The sequence below is a fragment of the Methanolacinia petrolearia DSM 11571 genome (genome assembly GCF_000147875.1).
GTDB classification, from domain to species: Archaea; Halobacteriota; Methanomicrobia; order Methanomicrobiales; family Methanomicrobiaceae; genus Methanolacinia; species Methanolacinia petrolearia.
Genome location: NC_014507.1, coordinates 2,558,257 through 2,579,975, shown reverse-complemented (window position 1 = coordinate 2,579,975; position 21,719 = coordinate 2,558,257). Strand labels below are relative to the sequence as shown.

The following is a 21,719-nucleotide window of genomic DNA, read 5'->3' as shown; positions in this document are numbered from 1 at the left end:
CAACTTCGGTGTTTTATAGTATTACAGTTTTATTCTTGCAAATTCGATGTACTCTATATTCTTCTGCTTTACACATGCAAAAAGCATCTTCTTCCTGACGCTGTGGGCGAGCCTGACCGACCTCGACACCCTGCTCATCGGCATCCCGGATCCGCCGGGAATCGCGTGGACGAGCATTGCCGAATGGCTGGATCTCTCGTTGTACACCCTGAAGTGATGGCCGAATTTATAGGCGGTTCTCGGTATGTAGCATGAGTCACGGAGGCTCTCGTAAACGTTCATCTTGAACAGAAGTTCGGGGTCCTCTTCTTCAAGTCTCTCCCTGAACTCTTCTTCTTTTCCGCCTTCGATCTCCAGCAGGCCCTTGTCGAGAAGATAGAGCGTTTCGAGAGGCGAAAGAACCAGGCGGTTTTCGTCAAACCATGTTCCGAACATCGCCCCTTCGGGAAGAAAATTCTTTCCTTCCCTCGGCATGACAAAGACCGAATTCCCGGTGAGCCTCCCTTTTACTTTTTTTATCTCGTCGCAGCTTTCTCCTTTGGGGAGGTCGTTGGTCTTTATCTCATAATACGTGATCTCGTTCTCGTCGTCTACGACAGCGACTACGAACTGTTTCCGCATGTTTGCCGCAGAATGGGAGTCGGCGGCAATCGCTTCGAAATCTACGAAGTCCCGCTCCGAGAGCACTCTTATGAGGTACTGGGATCTTCCCTTCCCCGGCTTCTCGCCTCTCCGGAATACCCTGAAGTCCTGAGGTCCTGTCTGGATGACGAGGCCCCTCTCGCGTATGTCCCTGTACACCAGGAATCTCCGCATGAACCCGGGCTTTTCCGAGAACTTCATTGCGAGTGCATCGAAGTCGAGCTTATCGACCGTAAGTTTGCCTTTTCCGGCGAGGTAGAGGGCCTCCTCGGGAAACAGTTTCAGCCTGTTTCCGTCCGGCCTGCCGTAACCGCTGTTTTCATACAGGGCAGTCCCGTCTTCCCCGGGGCATACCCATTCTCCGTCAAAAGAAGCCTTCACTTGAAAGAACAGGTTGGTTTTTATTGATAATAGCATCTTGCTAGGTCGTGAGGGAGGGGAGTTTCAGGTCGATAGCTCCCTGACCTTCACAAGGTTGCCTTTATCGTCGCGTGTCGCATTTACGGGCGTCTCGCAGATGAACGGGAGATGGTGGAGTCTTTTGTCTGTAAGTATGTTTCTCATTCCTCCCTCGCCGATGTCCCCGAGGCCGATATGCTCGTGGCGGTCGAGATGCCCTCCGACGACTCCCTTCGAGTCGTTGAGATGGATGACCTTCAGTCTTTTGAGGCCGATCAACGACTCGAATTTATCGAGCAGATCGTCGAGTCCTGATTTTTTAGAGAGATCGTATCCTGCCGCGTATGCATGGCAGGTGTCGAAGCAGACGCCAGTTCTTTTCTTCCCGGTGCCGGACACAGCATCCAGAATGTCGCTAATATCCTCAAGAGTTCCGCCGATGGAATTCTTCGATCCGCTCGTATTCTCGACAAGTATGCAGGTGCTTCCCGTATCCTTCCCTAGTGCCGAATCGATCGCTCCCGCGATTCTTTCGATTCCTCCCTCTCTTCCGCTCCCTAAATGGCTTCCGGGATGAGTAACAAGGTATGGTATTCCGAGAGTATAGCATCTCTGAAGTTCACGGAGGAGTACTCCGCAGGACTTTTCGTACAGCTCATCCTTCGGCGATGCGGGATTCGGGAGATAAGGCATATGAGCAATGACCGGAGAGATGCCCGATGCAGCCACTTTCTCCCTGAATAATTTGGCCGCAGCCTCTTCGAGAGGTTTGACATTCCATCCCCTCGGGTTTCCTGTGAACACCTGGAAGGTGTCGCACCCGATCGTCTTCGCACGGTCCACGGCCTGATCGATCGATCCGGCGATTGAAACATGACAGCCCACTTTTACGCTCATCTTCAGGAATACCCTTTTGATTACAGGACGCCTTCCCTTTTCAGGTATTTTTCAGTCCACGGGCAGACTACGATGCATCTCCCGCATACTCCATGTCCCGGGCCGGCTTCATATCCCATTTTTCTGCTGTATTCAAAGCACCTGCGTGTATCGAGAAGCTTCTCCCTCGACATTCCCTGCGACCACTTTACACCCCGTACAGCTCCCGGAGGACAGAGATCCATGCAACTTCTGCAATCCCCGCAGTAGGATTTTATGACGGGTTCTCCTGTAGTAAACGGGGCATCGGTAAATACCGTGATGATCCTAAGTGCAGACCCGTATTTTTTTGTAACCAGAAGTGCGTTCTTCCCGATCCATCCGAGACCTGACAAGGTTGCAGCAGTCTTGTGCGGGAAGTCTGCGAATAGTCTCTCCGGGTCGTTGAGACTTTGTGTAGGGGGTATGAAACCGGCGTCGTATCCCAGATCTTTGATAAATTCCGAGACTTTCCCGGCAAGCACCGCCAGCCGGCTGTTGACCTCGTCATATTCGCGGGTGTATTCCTCTCCCGGGCCTTCCTTCAGGGATAGGACTATTTTAGGGTTCAGTTTTATCCCCATCGATATCCCGTTCCTGAGTTCCGGGAAAGGACGGTTTGTAATGCCCGAAAGGTCGCAGTAGCCCCATATTGCGGCATCGCACCCGCCAATGAAATTGTCAAGCTCTTCTGTAATTCGCGTAGTCACTCTTTTCAAATCGCTCATTATTTTATATTCCTGTATTACGGGTTCTATCCTGTTATTATGGCGAGACTATGACAGTCTTTTCTGTCATATAGCGTTCAGGTGCATATATGCCGTTCTCCCGTCCTGTTCCGCTTGCCTTCTCCCCGCCGAAAGGAACTTCCGGCGGGATCTTTAAGTGCCTGTTGATCCACACGATACCCGCGTCGATCTCTTCCGCGGCCCTTACCGCCCGGCCGATGCTTTTCGTCCAGACCGAGGCGCCGAGGCCGTATCTTGTCGAGTTCGCCGCCTCTATCGCCTCATTCATCCCGGGGACGACGGATACGGGGAGCACCGGTCCGAAGACCTCCTCTTTCATAAGCCTGCTTTCGCCCGAGACTCCGGCTACGATCGTAGGTTCGTAGAAGAATCCTTTTTCGTAGTCCGCACCTTCCGGAATCCGGCCGCCTCTTGTGATCTCCCCGTCGCCCGAGTTGCGGACAGAGTCTATGATCTCTTCGATCCTCTCCCTTCCCGTGCTGCTGCTCATCGGCCCCATCCTGACGCCCGGCGAGAGACCGTTCCCGATCTTTATTCCTGTAACGGCGGATTCCAGTGCCTTCATGAACTCATCCGCAATGCTCTCGAATACATACAGGCGCTTTACGGCCGTGCATGTCTGGCCGCAGTTATAGAACCGTCCTGCCGCCGCACCTGCCGCCGCCGCAGCGATACCGGCATCGTCGCATACGATCATCGGGTCGCTTCCCCCGAGTTCGAGCGTGAGATGTTTCCCTGTTCCGCAGGCTGCCTTTTCGACAATTTTTCCGGTCTCGGTAGATCCTGTGAACGATACCGCCCTGATCTTCGGGTGGGCGGCTATCGCGTTTCCTACCTCATCCCCGCTTCCTGGGATCACCCGGAGTATCTCTTCAGGAATCCCTGTCCCGTGTATTAACGATGCCATCTCCATGCAAGTAAGTGGTGTCGATGTTGCGGGTTTTACGATCAGTGCGTTTCCGGCGACGAGTGCAGGCCCGGTCTTCCATGCCATTATCAGGGCCGGCATATTCCACGGGATTATCGCACCGCAGACCCCGAGCGGTTTCTTTATAGTGAACGAATACCCGTAATCGGACCTGGGAAGAGCCTCACCTGTGATCGATCCCGAGATCGAGGCATAATATTCAAGGACGTTTGCACAGCCCATGATCTCGTTTTTAGATTCGGCAAGCGGCTTTCCCTGCTCGGATGTCAGGAGTGCTGCGAGACGGTCTTTATCCTTCCTGATCGCCGCTGCGGCGTTGAACAGCTTCTTCCCCCTCTCCCGCGGAAGGAGCGACGACCATTTGGCAAGTGCTCCGGAGGCATCGTCGACGGCAGCACCGACATCTGCAGCGGTTCCGGCAGGGACGGTTCCTATTAGAGAGCCGTCCGCCGGATTTATCACTTCTATAATCTTTCGTGGATCATTTTCCGTATCCATATCGTTCACCCTCGCGTTTCTGATTCAGGCAGGCGTCTTTCCGATCTGCCTTAAAATGGCAATCTCTTATCTCTTTTAAGACGCTTTATCTTTATCCCTCCCGGAATTTTAGTGAAGATTTGAATTGTTAGGCGGGGGTATGCAAAAATTTTGCGAGTATTAAAAAAATATAATTTCGGAGTGAATTACCGGGTTATGAGTTATAATATTTCGGTTCACTTGTCCTTCGACCATGCCATCATGCCTATGAATACATCCGATCCAAAGAGGTCTTCTCCGGCCTTTGTCTTCTTTTCATAATAGTCCATGATCTCCGATTTTACCGATTCCGTGCAGTCATACTCAGCCTCCAAAAATTCGATTGCTCTTTCAGCAGCGTCTTTCCATCCATTTTCGCCTTCCGGCTGCCTGTGGTTGATCGTAACCAGCGGACTGTATCCGTTGAGGTAGACATACATGAAGATATAGAAGAAGCCGGGTATCGTCCCTTCAGACTTGCGGCGTGGAGGCTCTGTTTTCAGGATCTCCCTGTAGATCTCCGGGTCCGCCTCGTTGTCGGTTTTCCTGATGAAATGACTAAGGTAGCAGTAGTTCTTCGAGCAGGCGTTCATCTTTTCGAATGTCTCGAAGTCTTTAATCGCCGGGGTCATCGACGATATCACGAGATCGAACTGGTCCCTGAACCCGAGTTCGTCTATATCCGCAGTCCACCAGTGGCATTTGACGGGGTGTACCGAGAGTCCTTCTTTCTCCGCATTATCTTTCAGGTATTCCAGTGTCTTCGAGGAAATGTCGATTGCCGTAACGTCGGCACCGGCACGGGCAAGGGGAATTGCCAACGCTCCCGGACCGCAGCCGATGTCAAGGACACGGGCTCCCTCCGGTTTAAAACCGACCTCCTCCAGGAGTTCGAGTACCATGTTCGTTCTCCCCTGCCGTTTTCCGGGCTTCAGCCTGTGGGCGAACATCTCCGCCCTTTTTTCCCATACTTCGGGATCTCCCATGTTCCCTGGTTTTTTCGAATCTTTTTTCGACGCTTCCCAGCAGTCGATCCAGTTTTTTATATTCTTTGAATTCTGCATGTCTTTGCCTCTGTAAATCTTTCTTTTTTTTAATAGTCCGGAATTCTCCTGAAATGAATTTAGATAATATTCTTTGGAGAAAAGGATTTGTCCTCTTTAATTCACTATATGTATTTAATTAGCTTGGATGAATAAACATTACTAATTTACATTTGGAGGGTCGAAATCAGATTTTTTTTATATTCATCGCTTATGATGATTGAAACTATGGATTTGATAAAATAAATGGAATCACAACTAAATTGATTCAAAATAGATCTGACTAAAATAATTGACATATCATAGTCTATAATCAGAATCGGGGTCTATGGTTTTATTTATTTTAATTTTTTGAATGTCTCCACAGTATTTGCATCTATATTGTCTGGTAGTTGTTTGTTTAATTAATCCATCACTTGTTTGGACTTCCCTTCTTTGAGGTGAGCCTATTTCTTCATAGGCAAACTCTCTGTTGCAGTTTTTACATTTTGTGTTTAAGTAATGCTTTATGACACCAATAAAAACGAATCCGAAAATTAACAAAAAGAATCCCATCCAAAGGAATATAGAATAAGAAGGACCCTCTATACCCTTAAACATGGATAAAAATCCTAATATTGAACTTCCAGCTCCTATTCCTAAAACTTTTGTCTTACCCAATTTTCTAATTAAATATGGAGATAAGGCATCAAAGAAGAAATTGTTTTCTTTGTCTATGTCATATTTGATAGAATTGTCATGGATAACCGTTTGTTTAACAACTTTTGAATTGTGACCACCAACGATAACGTCACCATCAATACGACTTTTGTTAGTTCTGATGTTAATAGATGAATCTTTAGTAATTCTTTTTTTCATGGTCCAGCCCCCATGAGATTTACAAACAGTTCAATTATTATTTAATGTTAATAATATTTTCTACTTAGAGTTATCAAGCCTTTAATTATTAATTTTCATCTCATTTTTAACAAAATATTTATTCTAATTTTTTGTGAAAAGTGTTTAGCGCATTGTACTATTGGAGCACAAGGATAATTTATTACAGAACCTTCCCCTATTCTACAACAAAGGGATTCGGTGATCATCCTCATGATAAAGATTCTTTATGTCGACGACGAACCCGTTCTTCTCGAACTTGCAAGGATATTTATTGAAAAGAGCGGTGACTTTTCTGTCGATACTGCCGAATCCGCAGCTTTGGCACTTGAACTGATGAAAACGGGAGAATACGATGCGGTTATCTCCGATTACCAGATGGCCGGAATGGACGGTATCGATCTCCTGAAGGCCATCCGTGCCTCAGGCGACAAAATCCCCTTCATCATATTCACGGGCAAGGGCCGGGAAGAGGTTGTAATCCAGGCCTTTGAAAACGGAGCCGATTTCTACATCCAGAAGGGAGGAGAACCCAACTCCCAGTTTGTAGAGCTTGTCCATAAGGTGAGACAGTCGATCGCGTTAAGGCAGACCGAGGCAGCACTAAAGGACAGCGAAGAGAAGTACCGCCTGCTCGTCGAAAAAGCGAACGAAGCGATCTTTATTGCACAGGATCACCAGGTCAGGTTTTCCAATCCGCGTTTTTCCTCCATTATCGATATTCCCCCGGGTGAAATGGTTGGAAAATCTATCGACGATTTAATCCACCCCGATGATCGCGAGATGGTGCTCGGCCGTTATGAACGCAGAATCACGGGGAAAAGTGCTCCCGAGGAGTACGAATTCAGGGTCCTCGATTCCTCCGGGAATACGCACTGGGTGAAGATTCATGCCACCCCTATTCACTGGGAAGAGAGGCCGGCCCTTCTGATTATACTTGACGAGATCACTGAACGAAAGGCAGCCGAAGATGAACTTCAGGAAAGCAATCAAAAGCTCGCCGAGCTCAATGAAGAGCTCAGGATGCACCTGAATACCATAGAAGAGAGAAATGACGAAATCCAGGGGGCGTATGAACAGCTCAAGGCAGCCGAGGAGGAGCTCAGACAGAACTACAACGAACTGGGACAGAAAGAAATTCTTCTCCGGGAGAGCGAGGAAAAATTCAGGCGTATTGTCGAGACGGCGGAGGAAGGCATCTGGGAGATGGACAACCGGGAGATGACCACCTTCGTGAATAAAAAAATGGCCGAGATGCTTGGATATTCCACAAAAGAGATGGTCGGAAGAAAGATTTCGTCATTCATCCACGACGAAGATCAAAAAGATCACCTGTCTGAGATCGAGCACAGAAAAGGGGGTGAAAGCGGTCTATACGTCCGGAGAATGATGAGAAAGGACGGGGAGATCAGGTGGATGAAGGTGAAATCGACTCATGTCTTTGGAAAAAGCGGGAACTTCAGGGGTTCGTTTGCCATGGTCTCCGATATTACCGAACAGAAATATGCCGAAGATGCATTAAGAGAGAGCAGACAGGATCTTATGGACATCATCGATTTCCTTCCCGATGCGACGTTCGTAATAGACAATCACGGCAGGGTTATTGCATGGAACCGGGCTATTGAGGAGATGACTGGGGTCCGGTCCGAAGATATCGTCGGCAGGGGCAACTACGAGTATGCCCTGCCCTTCTACAGGGAAAGAAAGCCCATTCTTATCGATATGGTCCTGGAAAACGATTTTCTTGGTGAATCTCATTATCCTTCCGTCATAACCGACGGGAACAGGCTCGTATCCGAGATCGAGATCCCGTATTTATACGGCGGCAAAGGCGCCTATCTCTGGTTCATCGCAACACCGCTCTATGATTCCAGTGGAAAAATCACCGGTGCCATCGAATCTATCCGGGATATTACAGCCAAAAGAGAGTTCGAGGAAACCCTGGTAAACAGGAATAAAGAACTGACTTCAGCTTATGAACAGCTTGCGGTTATGGAGGAAGAACTTCGCCAGGGCTACGACGAACTGGAAAAAGGCCACACGGAACTCAGGGAAAGCGAAGAGAAATACCGGAACCTGATCGAGAATGCTCCAATTGGTATATTCACCAGCACGTCGGACGGTGAATTTCTTACCCTAAACGGAACCGGGGCGAAAATTCTCGGTTTCTCCTCTCCGGAAGAAGTTACAGGCAATCCCGGATCCCTGAAAGAGATTCTGCATTCTGACCCTGCCGGAAGCGATCTTCTGACAGATATTCTCCTGGAGAAAGGCTATCTTGAGGACTTCAATTTTGAATACATAAAAAAAGGTGAGACGAAAAAGAAGCACCTGAAAATCAATGCCTGCATCTCGCAGAGTAATAAGGACGGCTCATTTATTGTCCTGGGATTCTTCGACGATGTCGGGGATGTTAAAAACATCCGGGAAACACTTGAGAATGCAAACCACAAGCTGAAACTCCTCTACAGCATTACACGCCATGACATCCTAAACAGCGTCATGGCTGCTTACTGTTTCATCGAACTGCTGAAAAATCCTGAAGATCCGGAGTACGGGCAGTATATAGAGACTCTCCATGAACTTCTTGAAAAGATCCAGAAGCAGATCGAATTTACGAGAGAGTACGAGAACCTCGGTTCGCATGTGCCTGTATGGCAGAACCTGGCTGAGATTCTCGCTGTTGTAAGAAGCCAGAGTTCTCTTCCTTTTGAAATAGTTGGCTGCGATATCGAGATCTTAGCCGACCCAATCCTGAGGAAGGTCTTCGATACTCTTCTCGACAATACCGTGCGACATGGCGGTGGTTCAGTTTCACGGGTAGAGGTCTCATGCATGCGTTCCGAAAACGGCGGATACAGTATAGTATGGAAGGATGACGGGACAGGGATCCCGGATGATGACAAGGAACTGATCTTCGAGCGCGGATTCGGCAAAAACACTGGTTTGGGTCTCTTCCTGGCCAGGGAGATCCTCGCGATATCAGGTGTGGAGATAAAGGAATGCGGCAGTCCGGGCAAAGGCGCAAGATTTGAAATGACTGTTCCGGAAGGAAAATACCGCGTAATATACGGCTGTTGAAAAAAAGAATTATTTCTATAATTTACCCAGTTCCTGCGAGATCTTGCTCAGGATGGAACTTCCCGAATAGTTGACAAAGATCAGGTACTGCCCTAATACGATCAGGCTTCCGTGAGGGTGGTTCTTCCCGATCGTATTCGAGTGATACGCGAGTATCGCCGCATCCCTCGATTCGGAACTGTCGAATGACAATACATCGAGCCTTATCGTCTCCGTCGGGTTTGCGCAGTTGTCGGAGATCGTGTAAGTCATTCCTTTGGTGAGTCCGGCGATATTCCATGACGTCTCCGTTTCGTTGCAGATGGTAAGGCCTGCCTTCTCTGCTGCGATCTCTATGGGGTTTCCCTCGATGATACGGTACGGGTCTGTGCCGTGGGCTAATATTGCAACTGAAACCGGCAGCAGTATAATCGCAAGTACAAGTATTACCACGATAATAACGACCTCCTGCTTTTCATTCATCCTGTGCCACCTCCTTGTTTGCACCTTTTGCCCAGCTTGGTTTCTTTAGTTTAAGGAAGATAAGAGGCGGAACCGCAAGAACGAATGTCCCGAAGAGAACCGCTACGACATAGCCGATTGTGTTGTCGTAGTAGGAAGGGGGCATAAGTCCCACGATGAACGAGAATACGACTCCTACTGCTCCCATCCCTCCGACGATCCAGACTCCCGGCATTCCGCCGGGGATCTTGAACGGCCTCGGCTTATCGGGCTGGCTGTACCTGAGTTTGATGAGAGCAGCAAATACCAGGAAGTATACGATGCAGAGCAGTTCCACGGTCATAGCCGACAGTATCCAGTATGCCTGGTTGACGGACGGCAGGAACACATACAGGAGCGAGATTACAGAGCCGATGAGCGCCTGCGTGACCAGAACCGCAACCGGAGCTCCGTATTTGTTCGTCCGGTCAAACATTGGCGGCATGTTCCCCTCTTCTGCAATGACCCCGAGACCTTTTGCAGGTCCTATGAGCCATGCCGCGAGATTTACCACACCGCCGATAGTGATCAACAACGCCATAGGCCCAACGAAAGCCGACAGCCCCGCGGAATCAAAGAAATACTGTATCGCCTGCATAACACCTGATGCAAGGCTCAGCTGGTTTGCCGGGATTACAAATGCAATTGCGAGCGTCGCCGCAATCGTGCAGAAGAAGATTATTACTGCCGAGATGCCGATCGCCTTCGGGAAGTCCGTCTGCGGGTTTCTGACTTCGAGAGCGTGGAAGCCCGCCATCTCCATACCTGCAAAGAGAAGAACAACCGTTGCGAAGAAAGGCAGTGTATCGAGATTTATCTCCGGTGCAATCTCTCCAAGTGAAAATTCAGGGAGAACCAGCTGCTGCCCGGATGCAAACCACCAGATCCCGAGAAGCGTGATCACTACCGCAGGGATGATGCTGCCGAGCACTACGCCGAAGTTGCTGAGTTTAGTCGAGGCATTTTCGCCGAAATATGCGACTGCGGTAGTTCCCCAGAATGCGATCATCATCACGGTGAACATATACAGCGGGCTCGATGTAAGATTCGGTGTAAGGGCGAATGCGAGTGTCGCTGCGATGAACGACAGGACGGTCGGGAACCAGACGAGGTTGTTCGACCATTCGCAGAAGAGCGCGATAAATCCGTCTCTCTCCCCGAACGCCTGCTTTACCCATGCGTAGACACCACCGCCCTCGGGCCAGCCTGTTGCAAGTTCGGCACCCGCAAGGGAGATCGGGATCAGGAATAGTATCGTCCCGATGATGTACCACCCGATACACGACCACCCGTAGATTGCCATCGACGGAAAGTTCCTGATGCTCAGCACTGCGGCGACGTTTATCATCGCAAGGGCGAATATGCCGAGATAGACTTTCTTTACTCCCTTGCCTGTCTTTGTTTCTTCGCTCATTGTCACTCCTTCAGGCAGTATATCATGTACTTCCCGTTCACGTTCTCAACGCCGTGTATGTCGTGCTCGAATCCCGGGAACTTCTTGTCGAATTCCTGGAGTGCAAGGAGATATTTGATGATCGCTCCTTTCTTCTTTCCCGCCGATTCGCCGGGTGCGAGGACAGGGATTCCTGGCGGATACGGGAACACTCCGGTTGCAACGATCCTGTTCTCCATATCAGAGACTGCGACATGCTCCACTTCGTTGCGGACGAGGCACCTGTAGGCCTCCGCGTATGTCATGACCTGTTCGGGCAGTTTCTCGTAGGCCTCCTGGAGGAGTTTGCCCTGCTCGGTCTTTTTCATGTAATCGTGCATATCGTTGACCAGTCCGGGCAGGGTCATTCCGCCGTACCTCTCCGGCCATTCCTTCACAAGATCGGGGAAGACCTCTTCGAGCGGTGTTTCCTCTTCCCAGTGGCGCTTGAATTCGAAGAGTTCGGTGACAAGCGTTCCCCACTTGCCCTTGGTGATTCCCATAGAGAAGAGGAAGAGTATGTTGTAGTCGCCCGACTTCTCGTTGACGATTCCTTTCGTGTCCAGGAACTTGACGACGATTGCCGCTGGTATTCCCCAGTCGGCCGGTGTTCCGTCGTCTTTTACTCCGGGCATGAGCACGGTCACCTTTATCGGGTCGAGCATGCAGTAGTCGTCGGGGAGATCAGTGAACCCGTGCCAGCTGTCCTCGGGGTGGAGAACCCAGCATGACGGCTCTTTGCCCAGCAGGTTGATGCCTGCGTCGGCGAAGTCCATCTTCTTGCCGGTGGATGGATCTGTTACGAAATCAGGCTGCCACATTCCGAACCACCAGTCGTTCGCCGTTTTTCCCGTACCGATCTCCCTGTTGATCCTCGCCATCATCCGCCTGAACCTGATCGCGTCCTCGATCGGCTCCTGTGTGAGCATCCTTCCCGATGCCCCGTCCATCATCTTCGCGGAGACATCGCAGGAGGCGATTATGGTATAGAGCGGGGAGGTCGAGGAGTGCATCATGAACGCCTCGTTGAACCTCGAGTGTTCGATCGGCACCCTTCCGTTTCTGACATGGACCATGGATGCCTGTGAGAGTGCAGCGAGCAGTTTATGGGTCGACTGCGTTGCAAAGACCGTGGGCCCTCCGGGGTTCTTGGCACCGTCCCTCATCGCGAAGCGGTTGCGGTACATCGGATTGAAGCGTGCATATCCATACCATGCCTCGTCGAAGTGGATGCTGTCGACACTCTTTCCGAGCTCGTTCTCCACCCATTCCGCGTGATAACAGAGGCCGTCGTAGGTTGAATTTGTAATTATCGAGTGGATGGGAGTCTTGTTTTTCAGTTTCTTTGTCAGCGGGGAGGCCGCAATCTTCGCTTTGATAGTTTCAGGTGAGAACTCTTCGGGATGTATCGGACCGATGATCCCGTACCTGTTCCTTGTCGGAATGAGGTATACCGGGACCGCATGAGTCATGGTCAGTGCATGCTCCGCCGATTTGTGGCAGTTCCTGTCGACGAGGACAATGTCGTCTGCGGTGACCCTCCCGAAGAAGACGATCTTGTTCGATGTCGACGTTCCGTTGGTGACAAAATAGGTGGAATCCGCACCGAACACCTTTGCCGCGTATCTTTCCGCCTCTCCTACCGGCCCGGAATGGTCGAGAAGGGAGCCGAGTTCGCCTACTGAGATGGATATGTCTGACCTGAACAACTGTTCGCCGAAGAAATTGAAGAATGCCCTTCCTGCCGGCGATTTCCTGAATGCGGTTCCGCCTGCATGACCGGGCGTGTGCCATGAATATTCGAAGTCGCGGGAGAAATTCACCAGTTCGCCGAAGAACGGGGGAAGGAGTTGATCCCTGTACCTCTTTGCCGCTGCTCTTATTCGTCCCGCAAGGAATTCGGCGGTGTCGTCCATCACCCAGACGAACTCGTTGATCCCTTTAATCATCTCGATAGGGAGCTTTTTCGGCGGTTCACTCGTAGGTTCGCCCATGAGAAAGATCGGGATCTCCTCATTTCGTTTCCTGATCTCGGATATGATTAGGTTTGCATCAACCCCTGAGGCAACCTTCTTTCCGGCAGGACTATCATCCGATTCACCGACGTTCCAGTTCACCATTATGCAGTCTGCCGACGGCAGGTTAGAGAGAGCTGCTCTTGCATCTTCTGTAGATACAAGTACAGTGACCTCGATTCCGTATTCGGCCAGATCCTGGATAATTTTTGTTACAGCCCTTCCTGCCGGAGTGTCTGTATGAACATTCGCGTCGATAACTCCTACCTGGAGTCTCTCCTCGGGGTTCATGCCGCAACCTCCTGAGGGATCGATTTTCCGGGCACTTTGCAGGAGAATATGTAATGTGCCCCTTTTTCTCCCTGTTTCATGATAGAGACTATGTATTGTAGTATTTATACATGTCGGATTTTCTGAAAATTTCAGTTCATTTTTAATATTAATTTGAGTTTTATGCCGCGGGAGAATCGTTTCGTATCTCCGGCAGGAAAAAAGTTCAGGCAGGGGGGGCTTTCCCTCCCTGTTAAGATCAGTATGTTCCGTATTTCTGTACTGCTTTGATCATCGCCTGAACATTTTCAGGTCTGGCATCTCCGGAGATTCCGCCGTCGACTCCGGGGTAGATCATCATTCCGCCTTCCTTGCAGTCGGTGAGCATACTCTTCATGTAGTCGTCGACCTTCTGGGGCGTTCCACCGATAAGGAGTGAGTTGGGCGGACCGCTTGAAAGAATTACATGATCGCCGACGACATCTCTCACCTTTCTCGGGTCGGTCTTGTCGAATACGGCGATCACCTTTCCTTTTGGAAGTTCGAGGAGTGTTTCGAGATGTGCGTCGTGACGCCCCTCAAAGAGGATGTACGGCGTCTGACCCATTGCGATAGTTTCTTCGAGCACTTTTTTCAGGGCCGGCCAGTAGAACTCGTCGTATTGTTTCGGGTTGAGGTACTCGTTTAAGTGCAGCGGGAAGAAGCATTCGACGATATCGGTGCCGAGCGCCTTCTTCATCTCCGGCGGGACAGTTCCCGTTATCCTTGCCGATTCTATCAACATCGGTGTAAGGGCTTCAACCGCCTGTTTTACTTTTTCCGGGTACCTGAAGAGATCGATGACTATGTTCTTTATGTCGCGAAGGAAATCTCCGAGTACATCGAGCGGCGAATAGCTCCATGCAGTCGGAAATGTCGGAAAACCCATCGCCGCAAGAGAGCCTATGAGATCGCCCTGTGATGCACCGAAAGTGGCAAGCTGGGCGCCGTATTTTGAGAATGCAGCGTTAGATTCCGGAGATCCCGGTTCAGCAAGCCCCGGACAGATCCTCGGCAGTGCAACACGGTTCAGGTATTCTGTAGGGTTTTCGATGAACTGGTCGTATTCTTCGACCTTCATGATCTCCTTGCCGATGAACTGCGGGTGGGCATCGTCATCGAGCTCGATTCCCGGCCATTTAGTGTAGACATCTTTTAAGATCGGGTGGTACTGGGCCTGCAGGAACCTTGCGGCGGGAATGAGTTCGGGAGCCGATTTAAGGAACGTCATGCTCATGATCGTTCCTTCAAGTCCGGTAAGGGCGGTTATCGAATCGAAATCGAAATCGGCAGCCGTCTTAAGGGTCGCTTCCTTGTTCTTCGCCGCATCGAGTATGACATCTTTTGCCTTGTATCCTGCATAATGGCCCTGGAATATGGTTACCATGGCCGTTATCGGAACGCGGTCCGGCTCTTTTCCTTTGATTACCGCCTCTAACCTGTCAAGCCTCTGGCGGTAGAGTTCTGCGGGCTCCATCTACGCCACCCCTGCGAGTTTCTTAATCTTCCTGACGCCGCTCGTTGCATCGTCGGACCAGTCGTCTGCGCCGATGTATTCCTTCGCCTCTTCGTCGGTTCTTCCTCCTCCGATGATTATCTTTACACTGTCGCGGAGTCCGGCGGCCTTGATTGCATCGACGGTCTTCTTCATCGAATCGATAGCCTCGGTCAGGAGCCCGGAAAGGCTTACGACGAGCGGTTTGTTCTCCTTGATCGCATTGATGAACGCCTCGGGCGGCTGGTCGACACCGAGATCGACGACCGTGAATCCTTCCGCTTCAAGAAGTGCGGTGACTATGTTCTTTCCGATATCGTGGACGTCGCCTTCGACCGTTCCGATGACGATCGTTCCTTTGCTTTCGATCTTCCGGTCTCCGAATGCGGGCTTGAGCACCACCATTATCTGTTTGAGGATCTCTCCCGCCATCATGAGGTCCGAGACAAAGAACCGGCCCTCTTCGAACATATTGCCTATTCTGTCGGTAGCCTCTCTGAGGTCTTCCAGGATGGTGAAGGGGTCTTCTCCGGCTTCGACCCTCTGCTTCGCAAGGTCGATGCATTTCGTCTCGTCGAGATCTACGAGTGCATTTATAAAATCTTCTCTCACGTCTGTCATTTTTTATACCCCTCTCACATTTGAGTGAGATAATTGATACTCTTGCGGGGCTCCAGATATAATTTATCTCTGTTGCAGCCTTTTTGCAGGCTCTAAAAACAAATTCCGTGGTTATAATTTAAAAAAAATGAATTGAAATCAGCTTTTACGCCCGGATATCGGGATGGACGCGAGGTAATCTTTCTGGAACGAATGCTCAATCGAGAGCTCCACGTACTTTACCCTTTTCAGGATTTCCTTCAGTTCATTTCTCTTTTCCAGTGATTTGAGTGCGATCTTCGCCCCGCCGACCGCGGTTTCACCGGCGAAAACGATCTTCTCCCTGTCAATGTCCGGGAGGATGTCGAGAACTATCGCGTTGTCGATATTTACATGCGTGCCGAAGGAGCCCGCAAGATAGATCCTGTCTATCTCAGAAGGAGCAATTCCCCACTTTTTTGCCAGTATTTTCCATCCGGCCTTAAGCGATCCCTTTGCGAGCAGAAACTCGTTGATGTCCTTTTCGCTGACCGATATATCATTGTCTATTCCGCTCTCTTCCTTTCCTGCGACGATAAACCTGGGAACGTCCCGGACTACGATCCGTGGATGATCGAGGTTCCTGAATTTTCCTGTCCTTGTGATTATTCCGGCCGTATATAGCTCTGCGACAAGATCGATTATGCCGCTGCCGCAGATTCCTCTGGGTTTTTCATCGTCGATCGTGGAGTAGAGGAGTTTGCCGTCGATGATCTTCACGCTCTCGATAGCCCCGCTGACCGCTTTCATCCCCGAACTTATGTGCGCTCCCTCGAACGAAGGCCCTGAAGGAGCCGAGCATGCCATGATCTCTTTGGAGTTTCCGAGAAGGATCTCCGAGTTCGTTCCTATATCGATCAGGAGGCAGAGATCGTCGGTCTCGTAGATCCCTGATATGAGGATGTTTGCGACTGCATCCGCTCCGATAAATCCGCCTATGAGGGGAATTGCGGTTATCATCCCGTCGGGATTGATGTTAATGCCTATATCCTTCGCGGGAAAACTCACCAGATCTGTTACAGCCGGGACGAACGGTGCGACGCCGATATACTTCGGGATTATCCCGAGGACGAGGTGGTGCATTACCGAATTTCCCACAAAGACCATCTCGTAGATATTTTCAGGTGACTTTCCGCTCTCCCTGCATGCCTCTTCTATGAGCGAGTTTATGGTTCCGGTAACAAGCGACTGGAGCTTTTTCAGTTTCTCCGGCGACTTCGATGCATATGTTATCCTCGATACTACATCCTCGCCGTACATGATCTGCGGGTTTTCGCCGTTTGCCTTTGCAATGGTTTCTCCTGTCACGAGATTCACGAGATGGCAGATGATCTTGGAAGAACCGATATCGACCGCTATCCCGAAACATTCTTTCGAAGTGTCTCCCTGCTCGACAGATACCAGTTTGTCCTTCCACAGCGTTACGGTTATATTCCAGCCGGAACTGCGCAGTACTGCGGGGAGGCCCGAGAGAACCGTGAGCGGAAACTTCAGTTCGTCTCCTGCCTGGAGGGAGTCCTTAAGCCTTTGAATGTCGGGTCTTGGGTCCCCGAATGTCGCTTTTTCCGGCTTTACATGGATCTTCCTTACTGCCGGGTCGAGAGGGACATCCTCATCAAGCCCGAGACCAGAGATCTCCCGCTTTGCAGTCCTGCTTGCAGGTGGGATGTGAACAGTGCATTTCCCCGAGAGAATCTTCGTCTGGCAGGCGAGCCTGTAGCCGGCGGCGATCTCTCCGTCCTTCAGGTGATCCCTTTCCTTCTCCGTCGGATCGGATACCTCCCCGTATAGTTTTACGATCTGGACCCTGCATTTGCCGCAGACTCCCGCTCCGCCGCAGTCTCCGCGAAGGCTCGTGTTTGCAGCCTGTGCAAGTTCGAGCAGTGTTCCTGAAGAGTCTTCGACCGTCTTTCCGTCGGGCTCGAAGGTGACCCTGACGCTGTGATTCTCCTCAGACATCGATGGTCTCTTTCATCCTCGCGGCATACCTGTAGGTGGTATCTATCGTGAAGGCCGCAGGGAAGACTGATTCGCAGTTCTCGACCGGGCCGTAGAGCAGAAAGTCGGCGCCGAAGATTGCCGGCATGATATTTGCAACGATATCCGCAGATCTCACTCCCTCCTTTCCGAGCATATTCTTGAGTCCCTTCCATGTCGATATCGCGTTGTGTGCCGCGGTCCCGCATGGATATCCGGTCTTCTTCTTGATCTCTATCGTCGCCCTGCCGGAGGGTGTGAGGCTCGGAACGTCCATTACGAAGGTATCGACGAGGATATTTTTGATACCGGACTCTTCCATTTTGGGTGCGAGTTTATCCACGGTCTCCGCCCGTGCCCTGCTGCTCATGATGTCCCTGGTGAACGAGAGGAGGATTGCCGATTCGATCCCGTTTGCCTTTAAGGCCGCGTATTCGTTATCCTTCGTCTCGATAGAGACGGAGTTGTAGACGATCCTTTTTTCGAGACCGATCTCTTTTGCGTATTCGATCGCGGCAATCTTGACATCCGCACTTGCGGAGTCGATGAAGAACGGTTTTTCATTCATCCCTGCAACAAAATCGATGTACCTGAGGATCGCTTCCGAAGATGAAGCCACGATGTCGATTAAGGCCGGGTTGCGGGTCTTGTCTCCGAGCTCTTCCTGCTTCCTTACCAGGGCTTCGGCGGCATCCCTGTCGAATTCTCCCGCTCTTTCGTCTGTTACAATCTTGTGTTTTGTATAGAACATACTCCCGATAAGGACCGTGGGGATTTCGCCCGGCTGGCCGCCAACCCTGGTGCCGGCGATCTCGTATGTCTTCTGGTCGGTTTTAAAACTGAACATTGATGTCACTTCCGTAAGTACGGCCTGATCCGGTAAGTGCCTGTTTATCGAAAAAAGACCGATAACGCTTTATTTTGAATATTTCTTGCAGGATGATAAAAATATTGTGTTAGAGGCCGAAAATCCTCCGGGGTATTTCCCGCCTGCATTCTGAAAAGGAGAGTTATGAATTAAAAAAATTGGTTTAGATTTATCCTCCCAAAAGGCCTGTTGCAGGGGTGGGATTCGGGGTAATCAGACCTGTAGCACGGGTCGGAGTCGGAGTAATAAGTCCTTTTGAATAAGTGGGAGTCGGAGTAATCAGGCCGGTTGCCCGCGTCGGTGAAGGTGTAGGCTCTTCAGGGGCCAGTTCCCAGACATACGATACTCCGGGAACTTCGCCCCTGTTCATCCAGCTCGCCCTGTACCTGTTGTAGTTATAGATGACCATGTCGCCGGCTGCATATGCCTTCCTCGAATCCCACTGTTTTGCCGGGCCCGATGAGGGAGTAGGGGTAGGCATGTATTCGCCTGCATCCGATATCCATGAATATGTGTGGCCGGGGGGTTCGGCTACGTTCCACCATCTTGCCGTATAGGTTTTACCCTTGTAGAGGACTTTATCTCCTGCGTCATATTCGGTCTTCGAGTCCCATTTCATTATCAGGCCTGTTGCAGGAGTCTCTGTCTCCGTAACGGTTTCTGTCACGGGAACCTCAGGTTCAATCTCTGAAATCATATCCCATACATAGGTTTCGCCGGGTTTTTCACCCATTGTCAGCCATTTTGCAGAATATACGCCGTCGTCATAAATGACGGTCTCTCCTTCGGTATATATCCTACCGGAATCCCATTGCGACATCAGTCCTGTTGCACGATCCGGTACGAGTTTTCCGGATGTCGACAGCCAGACATATTCTATGCCGGGCTCCTCGTCAATCGTCCACCATCTTGCGGCATACATACTGCCGCCGTAAAGGACAATCTCCCCGGTATCATACTCCTTCTCCGAATTCCATTCAGGTATCAGGCCGGTTGCCCGCGTAGGTGTAGGCGTTATCAGACCAGTTTCATAGGTCGGTGTCGGTTCGGGAGTTCTTGTCGGGTCGATCCTCATCGAGGGATAGTTTTTGATGATATTCGTGAATTCAAAAGGTTCCTGTTGAACGCTGCTTCCTGTCGCGGAAGGCGGGAACTGGCCGACAGTGCCGCTGTTGTCACGGCTTAACGACCACATCGACATCATACCGGCACCGTTGCTTCCCGCAAACTCGGCAAGCGTTCTGGCATTGTCCAGGGTAAAGATCTCTCCTTCCTGGTCATTCTGTCCGATCATCGGGGTAAGCCCCATCCTCTTCCAGATCTCGGAATCGGATTTGCCGCTGTAATAACCCTGACTTAACTGTCTGTGCACGCCATTGGAGGCATCTATTGCATATTGCCCCATGTCTCCAAGGTAGCTGGGACCATAGTCCATGAGCATGATATTGACCCTGTCGAAGATGAGTACATCTTTTCCCGGGTTTTCACTGTTATATTTGTCCTCGACACCCTTTGCATCAGAGAGGAAAGCCAGTACTTCTTCTGTGAATCCAACAGGGCTGACGGCAAGAGTGGTCGATACTTTCAGGTCCGGGTACTTTTCCTTAAGCCTGATTATTGCGTGATTGCGCCTGCTGTTGGCCCCCTGGTTCGTGACTGCCGCTCCTTCGATGTCGAAATCTATGTAGTTCACACCGTATGTTTCGATGACGGAGCTGTATGCATCGACGAGTTTGTCCAGGTCTGTTATTTTGACTGCAGGTTCGGAGGATTCCCCGAATGCTCCGCCGAAGGATATTATCACGTCTCCCCCGTTTGCACGGAGTGCATTTATATCGTTCAACCTGTAGTCGGCTTCGGTATGATCTCCGAATCTGAGTTCGCCTGCATTGTTCACGGTTATGAAACAGCATGTATAATACTTCACTCCGGTTGCAGCGTATGCATCGTTGATCGTGTAACCCTGCCAGAGTCCGTAATCGATATACGGTGCACATAACTGGTCGGGCCAGATAGTGGATGATATGGGAGCAGGTTCCGAAGGTCTCATCGAGGTATAATTCTTGAGGATATTCGAGAATTCATAAGGATCCTGTACAATGCCGCTACACAGAGGACTTGCAACAACCTGCCCCGGGCAATTTCCATTATCACGGTGGACAGACCACTGTGACATCATTCCTGCGCCGTTGCTTCCCGCAAACTCTGCAAGCGTTTTGGCATTGTTCAGGGTGAAGATCTCGTACTGGTTGTCATTCTGGCCGATCATCGGGGTCAGGCCCATTCTCTTCCATATCTCGGCCTCGGATTTGCCGCTGTAATAGCCCTGGCTTAACTGTTTGTTCGTGTTGGTTGCGGCCTCTATCGCATATTGCCCCATGTCCCCTTTGTAATCATTACCGTAGTCCATGAGCATGATATTGATCCTGTCGAAGATGAGCACGTCCTTTCCTGTATTTTTCTTGTATTCGGCCTCGGCCTTCGTTGCATTGCTGAGATAATTCAATTGAAATTCTGTGAGGCCATAAGGCATGACGGCGATGGTTGTCGAGACCATGAGATCCGGGTATTTCTCCTTAAGCTTCAATATCGCCTCGTAGCGTCTGCTATTGGCATCTATGTTCGTGAGTGCCCCTCCTTCGATGTCGAAATCTATGTAGTTCATACCGTATGTATCGATGACGGAACCGTATGCATCAACAAGGTTGTTCAGGTCCGTTATCACTATCGCCGGTTCGGTTTTTTCAGCAAACGCTCCCCCGAAGGAGATAATCACGTCACCGCCCTTTGTACGGAGTGTGTCGATCTGATCTTTGTAATAATCTGCTTCAGGATGATCTCCGAACCGGAGTTTGCCGGTAGTGGTGTTCGCGGTTATGAAACCAAGCGAATAGTACTTCACGCCGGTCGCATCGTAAACATCGTTGATCGTGGGAGGTGCATACATCTCAATATTTATATACGGTGCATAGAACTGATCAGGCCAGTTCGCTGCTCCTGCAGGAAGGCACAGGCTTCCCAACAGAACGATCAGAATTAATAATGCAAGTCGATTCAAAATCAAAATAATCACCAACCTATTTAAGGTGACCCGATCTTGAAATTAGATCCTGATATACTTGTTGGTGGTTAGATTCGAAAGGAAGATACTGATCTCTAAGCCCGTAATGTCCGTGATTAATGCAAAAAACCGGAATCCCTGTTTAGCCTTGCCGGCTAAACAAAGTGAAGGGTGAACCTGCATGAAATATACCGCCCCGATCTTTTTTTACGATGTTCTGCATATAGATCCTGAAAGGATTTCGATACAGAAAACTGATGACATGCAGCATTATTTTTCATGTGCAGGCTCCTG

At 50.3% G+C, this 21,719-nt stretch carries 15 protein-coding genes; 1 reads left to right on the top strand and 14 read right to left on the bottom strand.

Going from position 1 to position 21,719, the window contains the following annotated elements; genetic code table 11:
- Positions 1-21: 21 nt before the first annotated feature.
- The 6 genes from endA to MPET_RS12930 form a co-directional block, all read right to left on the bottom strand.
- Positions 22-1,023, bottom strand: a complete 1,002-nt coding sequence (endA, locus tag MPET_RS12955; RefSeq protein ID WP_048130864.1) for a tRNA-intron lyase — start codon at positions 1,021-1,023, stop codon at positions 22-24.
- 63 nt (positions 1,024-1,086) lie between these two features.
- Positions 1,087-1,938 (bottom strand): deoxyribonuclease IV, encoded by an 852-nt coding sequence (locus MPET_RS12950; protein WP_013330484.1) that lies wholly within the window; start codon positions 1,936-1,938, stop codon positions 1,087-1,089.
- Between the two features lie 20 nt (positions 1,939-1,958).
- A complete protein-coding gene (locus tag MPET_RS12945) occupies positions 1,959-2,684 on the bottom strand; it encodes a 4Fe-4S double cluster binding domain-containing protein (protein ID WP_013330483.1) in 726 nt (241 codons plus the stop codon).
- A 37-nt stretch (positions 2,685-2,721) separates the two neighbouring features.
- Complete coding sequence (locus MPET_RS12940; RefSeq protein ID WP_013330482.1) at positions 2,722-4,131, bottom strand: aldehyde dehydrogenase family protein; 1,410 nt, start codon at positions 4,129-4,131, stop codon at positions 2,722-2,724.
- Positions 4,132-4,346: 215 nt separating this feature from the next.
- Positions 4,347-5,213 carry a class I SAM-dependent methyltransferase gene (locus MPET_RS12935; protein ID WP_013330481.1) on the bottom strand — a complete coding sequence of 289 codons (867 nt, stop codon included), beginning with the start codon at positions 5,211-5,213 and terminating at the stop codon, positions 4,347-4,349.
- A 279-nt stretch (positions 5,214-5,492) separates the two neighbouring features.
- Positions 5,493-6,050 (bottom strand): hypothetical protein, encoded by a 558-nt coding sequence (locus MPET_RS12930; protein ID WP_013330480.1) that lies wholly within the window; start codon positions 6,048-6,050, stop codon positions 5,493-5,495.
- A 231-nt stretch (positions 6,051-6,281) separates the two neighbouring features.
- Here MPET_RS12930 and MPET_RS14690 point away from each other — a divergent pair, with 231 nt between their 5' ends.
- Positions 6,282-9,149 (top strand): PAS domain S-box protein, encoded by a 2,868-nt coding sequence (locus tag MPET_RS14690; protein WP_013330479.1) that lies wholly within the window; start codon positions 6,282-6,284, stop codon positions 9,147-9,149.
- A gap of 15 nt (positions 9,150-9,164) precedes the next feature.
- Here the strand turns inward: MPET_RS14690 and MPET_RS12920 are convergent, their stop codons facing one another.
- The 8 genes from MPET_RS12920 to MPET_RS14685 form a co-directional block, all read right to left on the bottom strand.
- Entirely contained in the window at positions 9,165-9,611 is a 447-nt protein-coding gene (locus tag MPET_RS12920) for a hypothetical protein (protein ID WP_013330478.1), read from the bottom strand.
- A complete protein-coding gene (locus MPET_RS12915; protein ID WP_013330477.1) occupies positions 9,604-11,043 on the bottom strand; it encodes an amino acid permease in 1,440 nt (479 codons plus the stop codon). The genes MPET_RS12920 and MPET_RS12915 overlap by 8 nt, the downstream gene beginning before the upstream one ends.
- Positions 11,044-11,045: 2 nt before the next feature.
- Positions 11,046-13,367 carry an Orn/Lys/Arg family decarboxylase gene (locus MPET_RS12910; RefSeq protein WP_013330476.1) on the bottom strand — a complete coding sequence of 774 codons (2,322 nt, stop codon included), beginning with the start codon at positions 13,365-13,367 and terminating at the stop codon, positions 11,046-11,048.
- A 238-nt stretch (positions 13,368-13,605) separates the two neighbouring features.
- Complete coding sequence (locus MPET_RS12905) at positions 13,606-14,862, bottom strand: uroporphyrinogen decarboxylase family protein (protein ID WP_013330475.1); 1,257 nt, start codon at positions 14,860-14,862, stop codon at positions 13,606-13,608.
- The gene (locus MPET_RS12900) at positions 14,863-15,501 is read right to left on the bottom strand and encodes a cobalamin B12-binding domain-containing protein (protein WP_013330474.1); all 639 of its coding nucleotides are present in this window, start codon (positions 15,499-15,501) and stop codon (positions 14,863-14,865) included.
- Between the two features lie 138 nt (positions 15,502-15,639).
- Complete coding sequence (locus MPET_RS12895; protein WP_013330473.1) at positions 15,640-17,478, bottom strand: ASKHA domain-containing protein; 1,839 nt, start codon at positions 17,476-17,478, stop codon at positions 15,640-15,642.
- Complete coding sequence (locus tag MPET_RS12890) at positions 17,471-18,343, bottom strand: tetrahydromethanopterin S-methyltransferase subunit H family protein (protein WP_013330472.1); 873 nt, start codon at positions 18,341-18,343, stop codon at positions 17,471-17,473. The genes MPET_RS12895 and MPET_RS12890 overlap by 8 nt, the downstream gene beginning before the upstream one ends.
- 190 nt (positions 18,344-18,533) lie before the next feature.
- A complete protein-coding gene (locus tag MPET_RS14685; protein ID WP_013330471.1) occupies positions 18,534-21,428 on the bottom strand; it encodes a chitinase in 2,895 nt (964 codons plus the stop codon).
- Positions 21,429-21,719 lie beyond the last annotated feature (291 nt).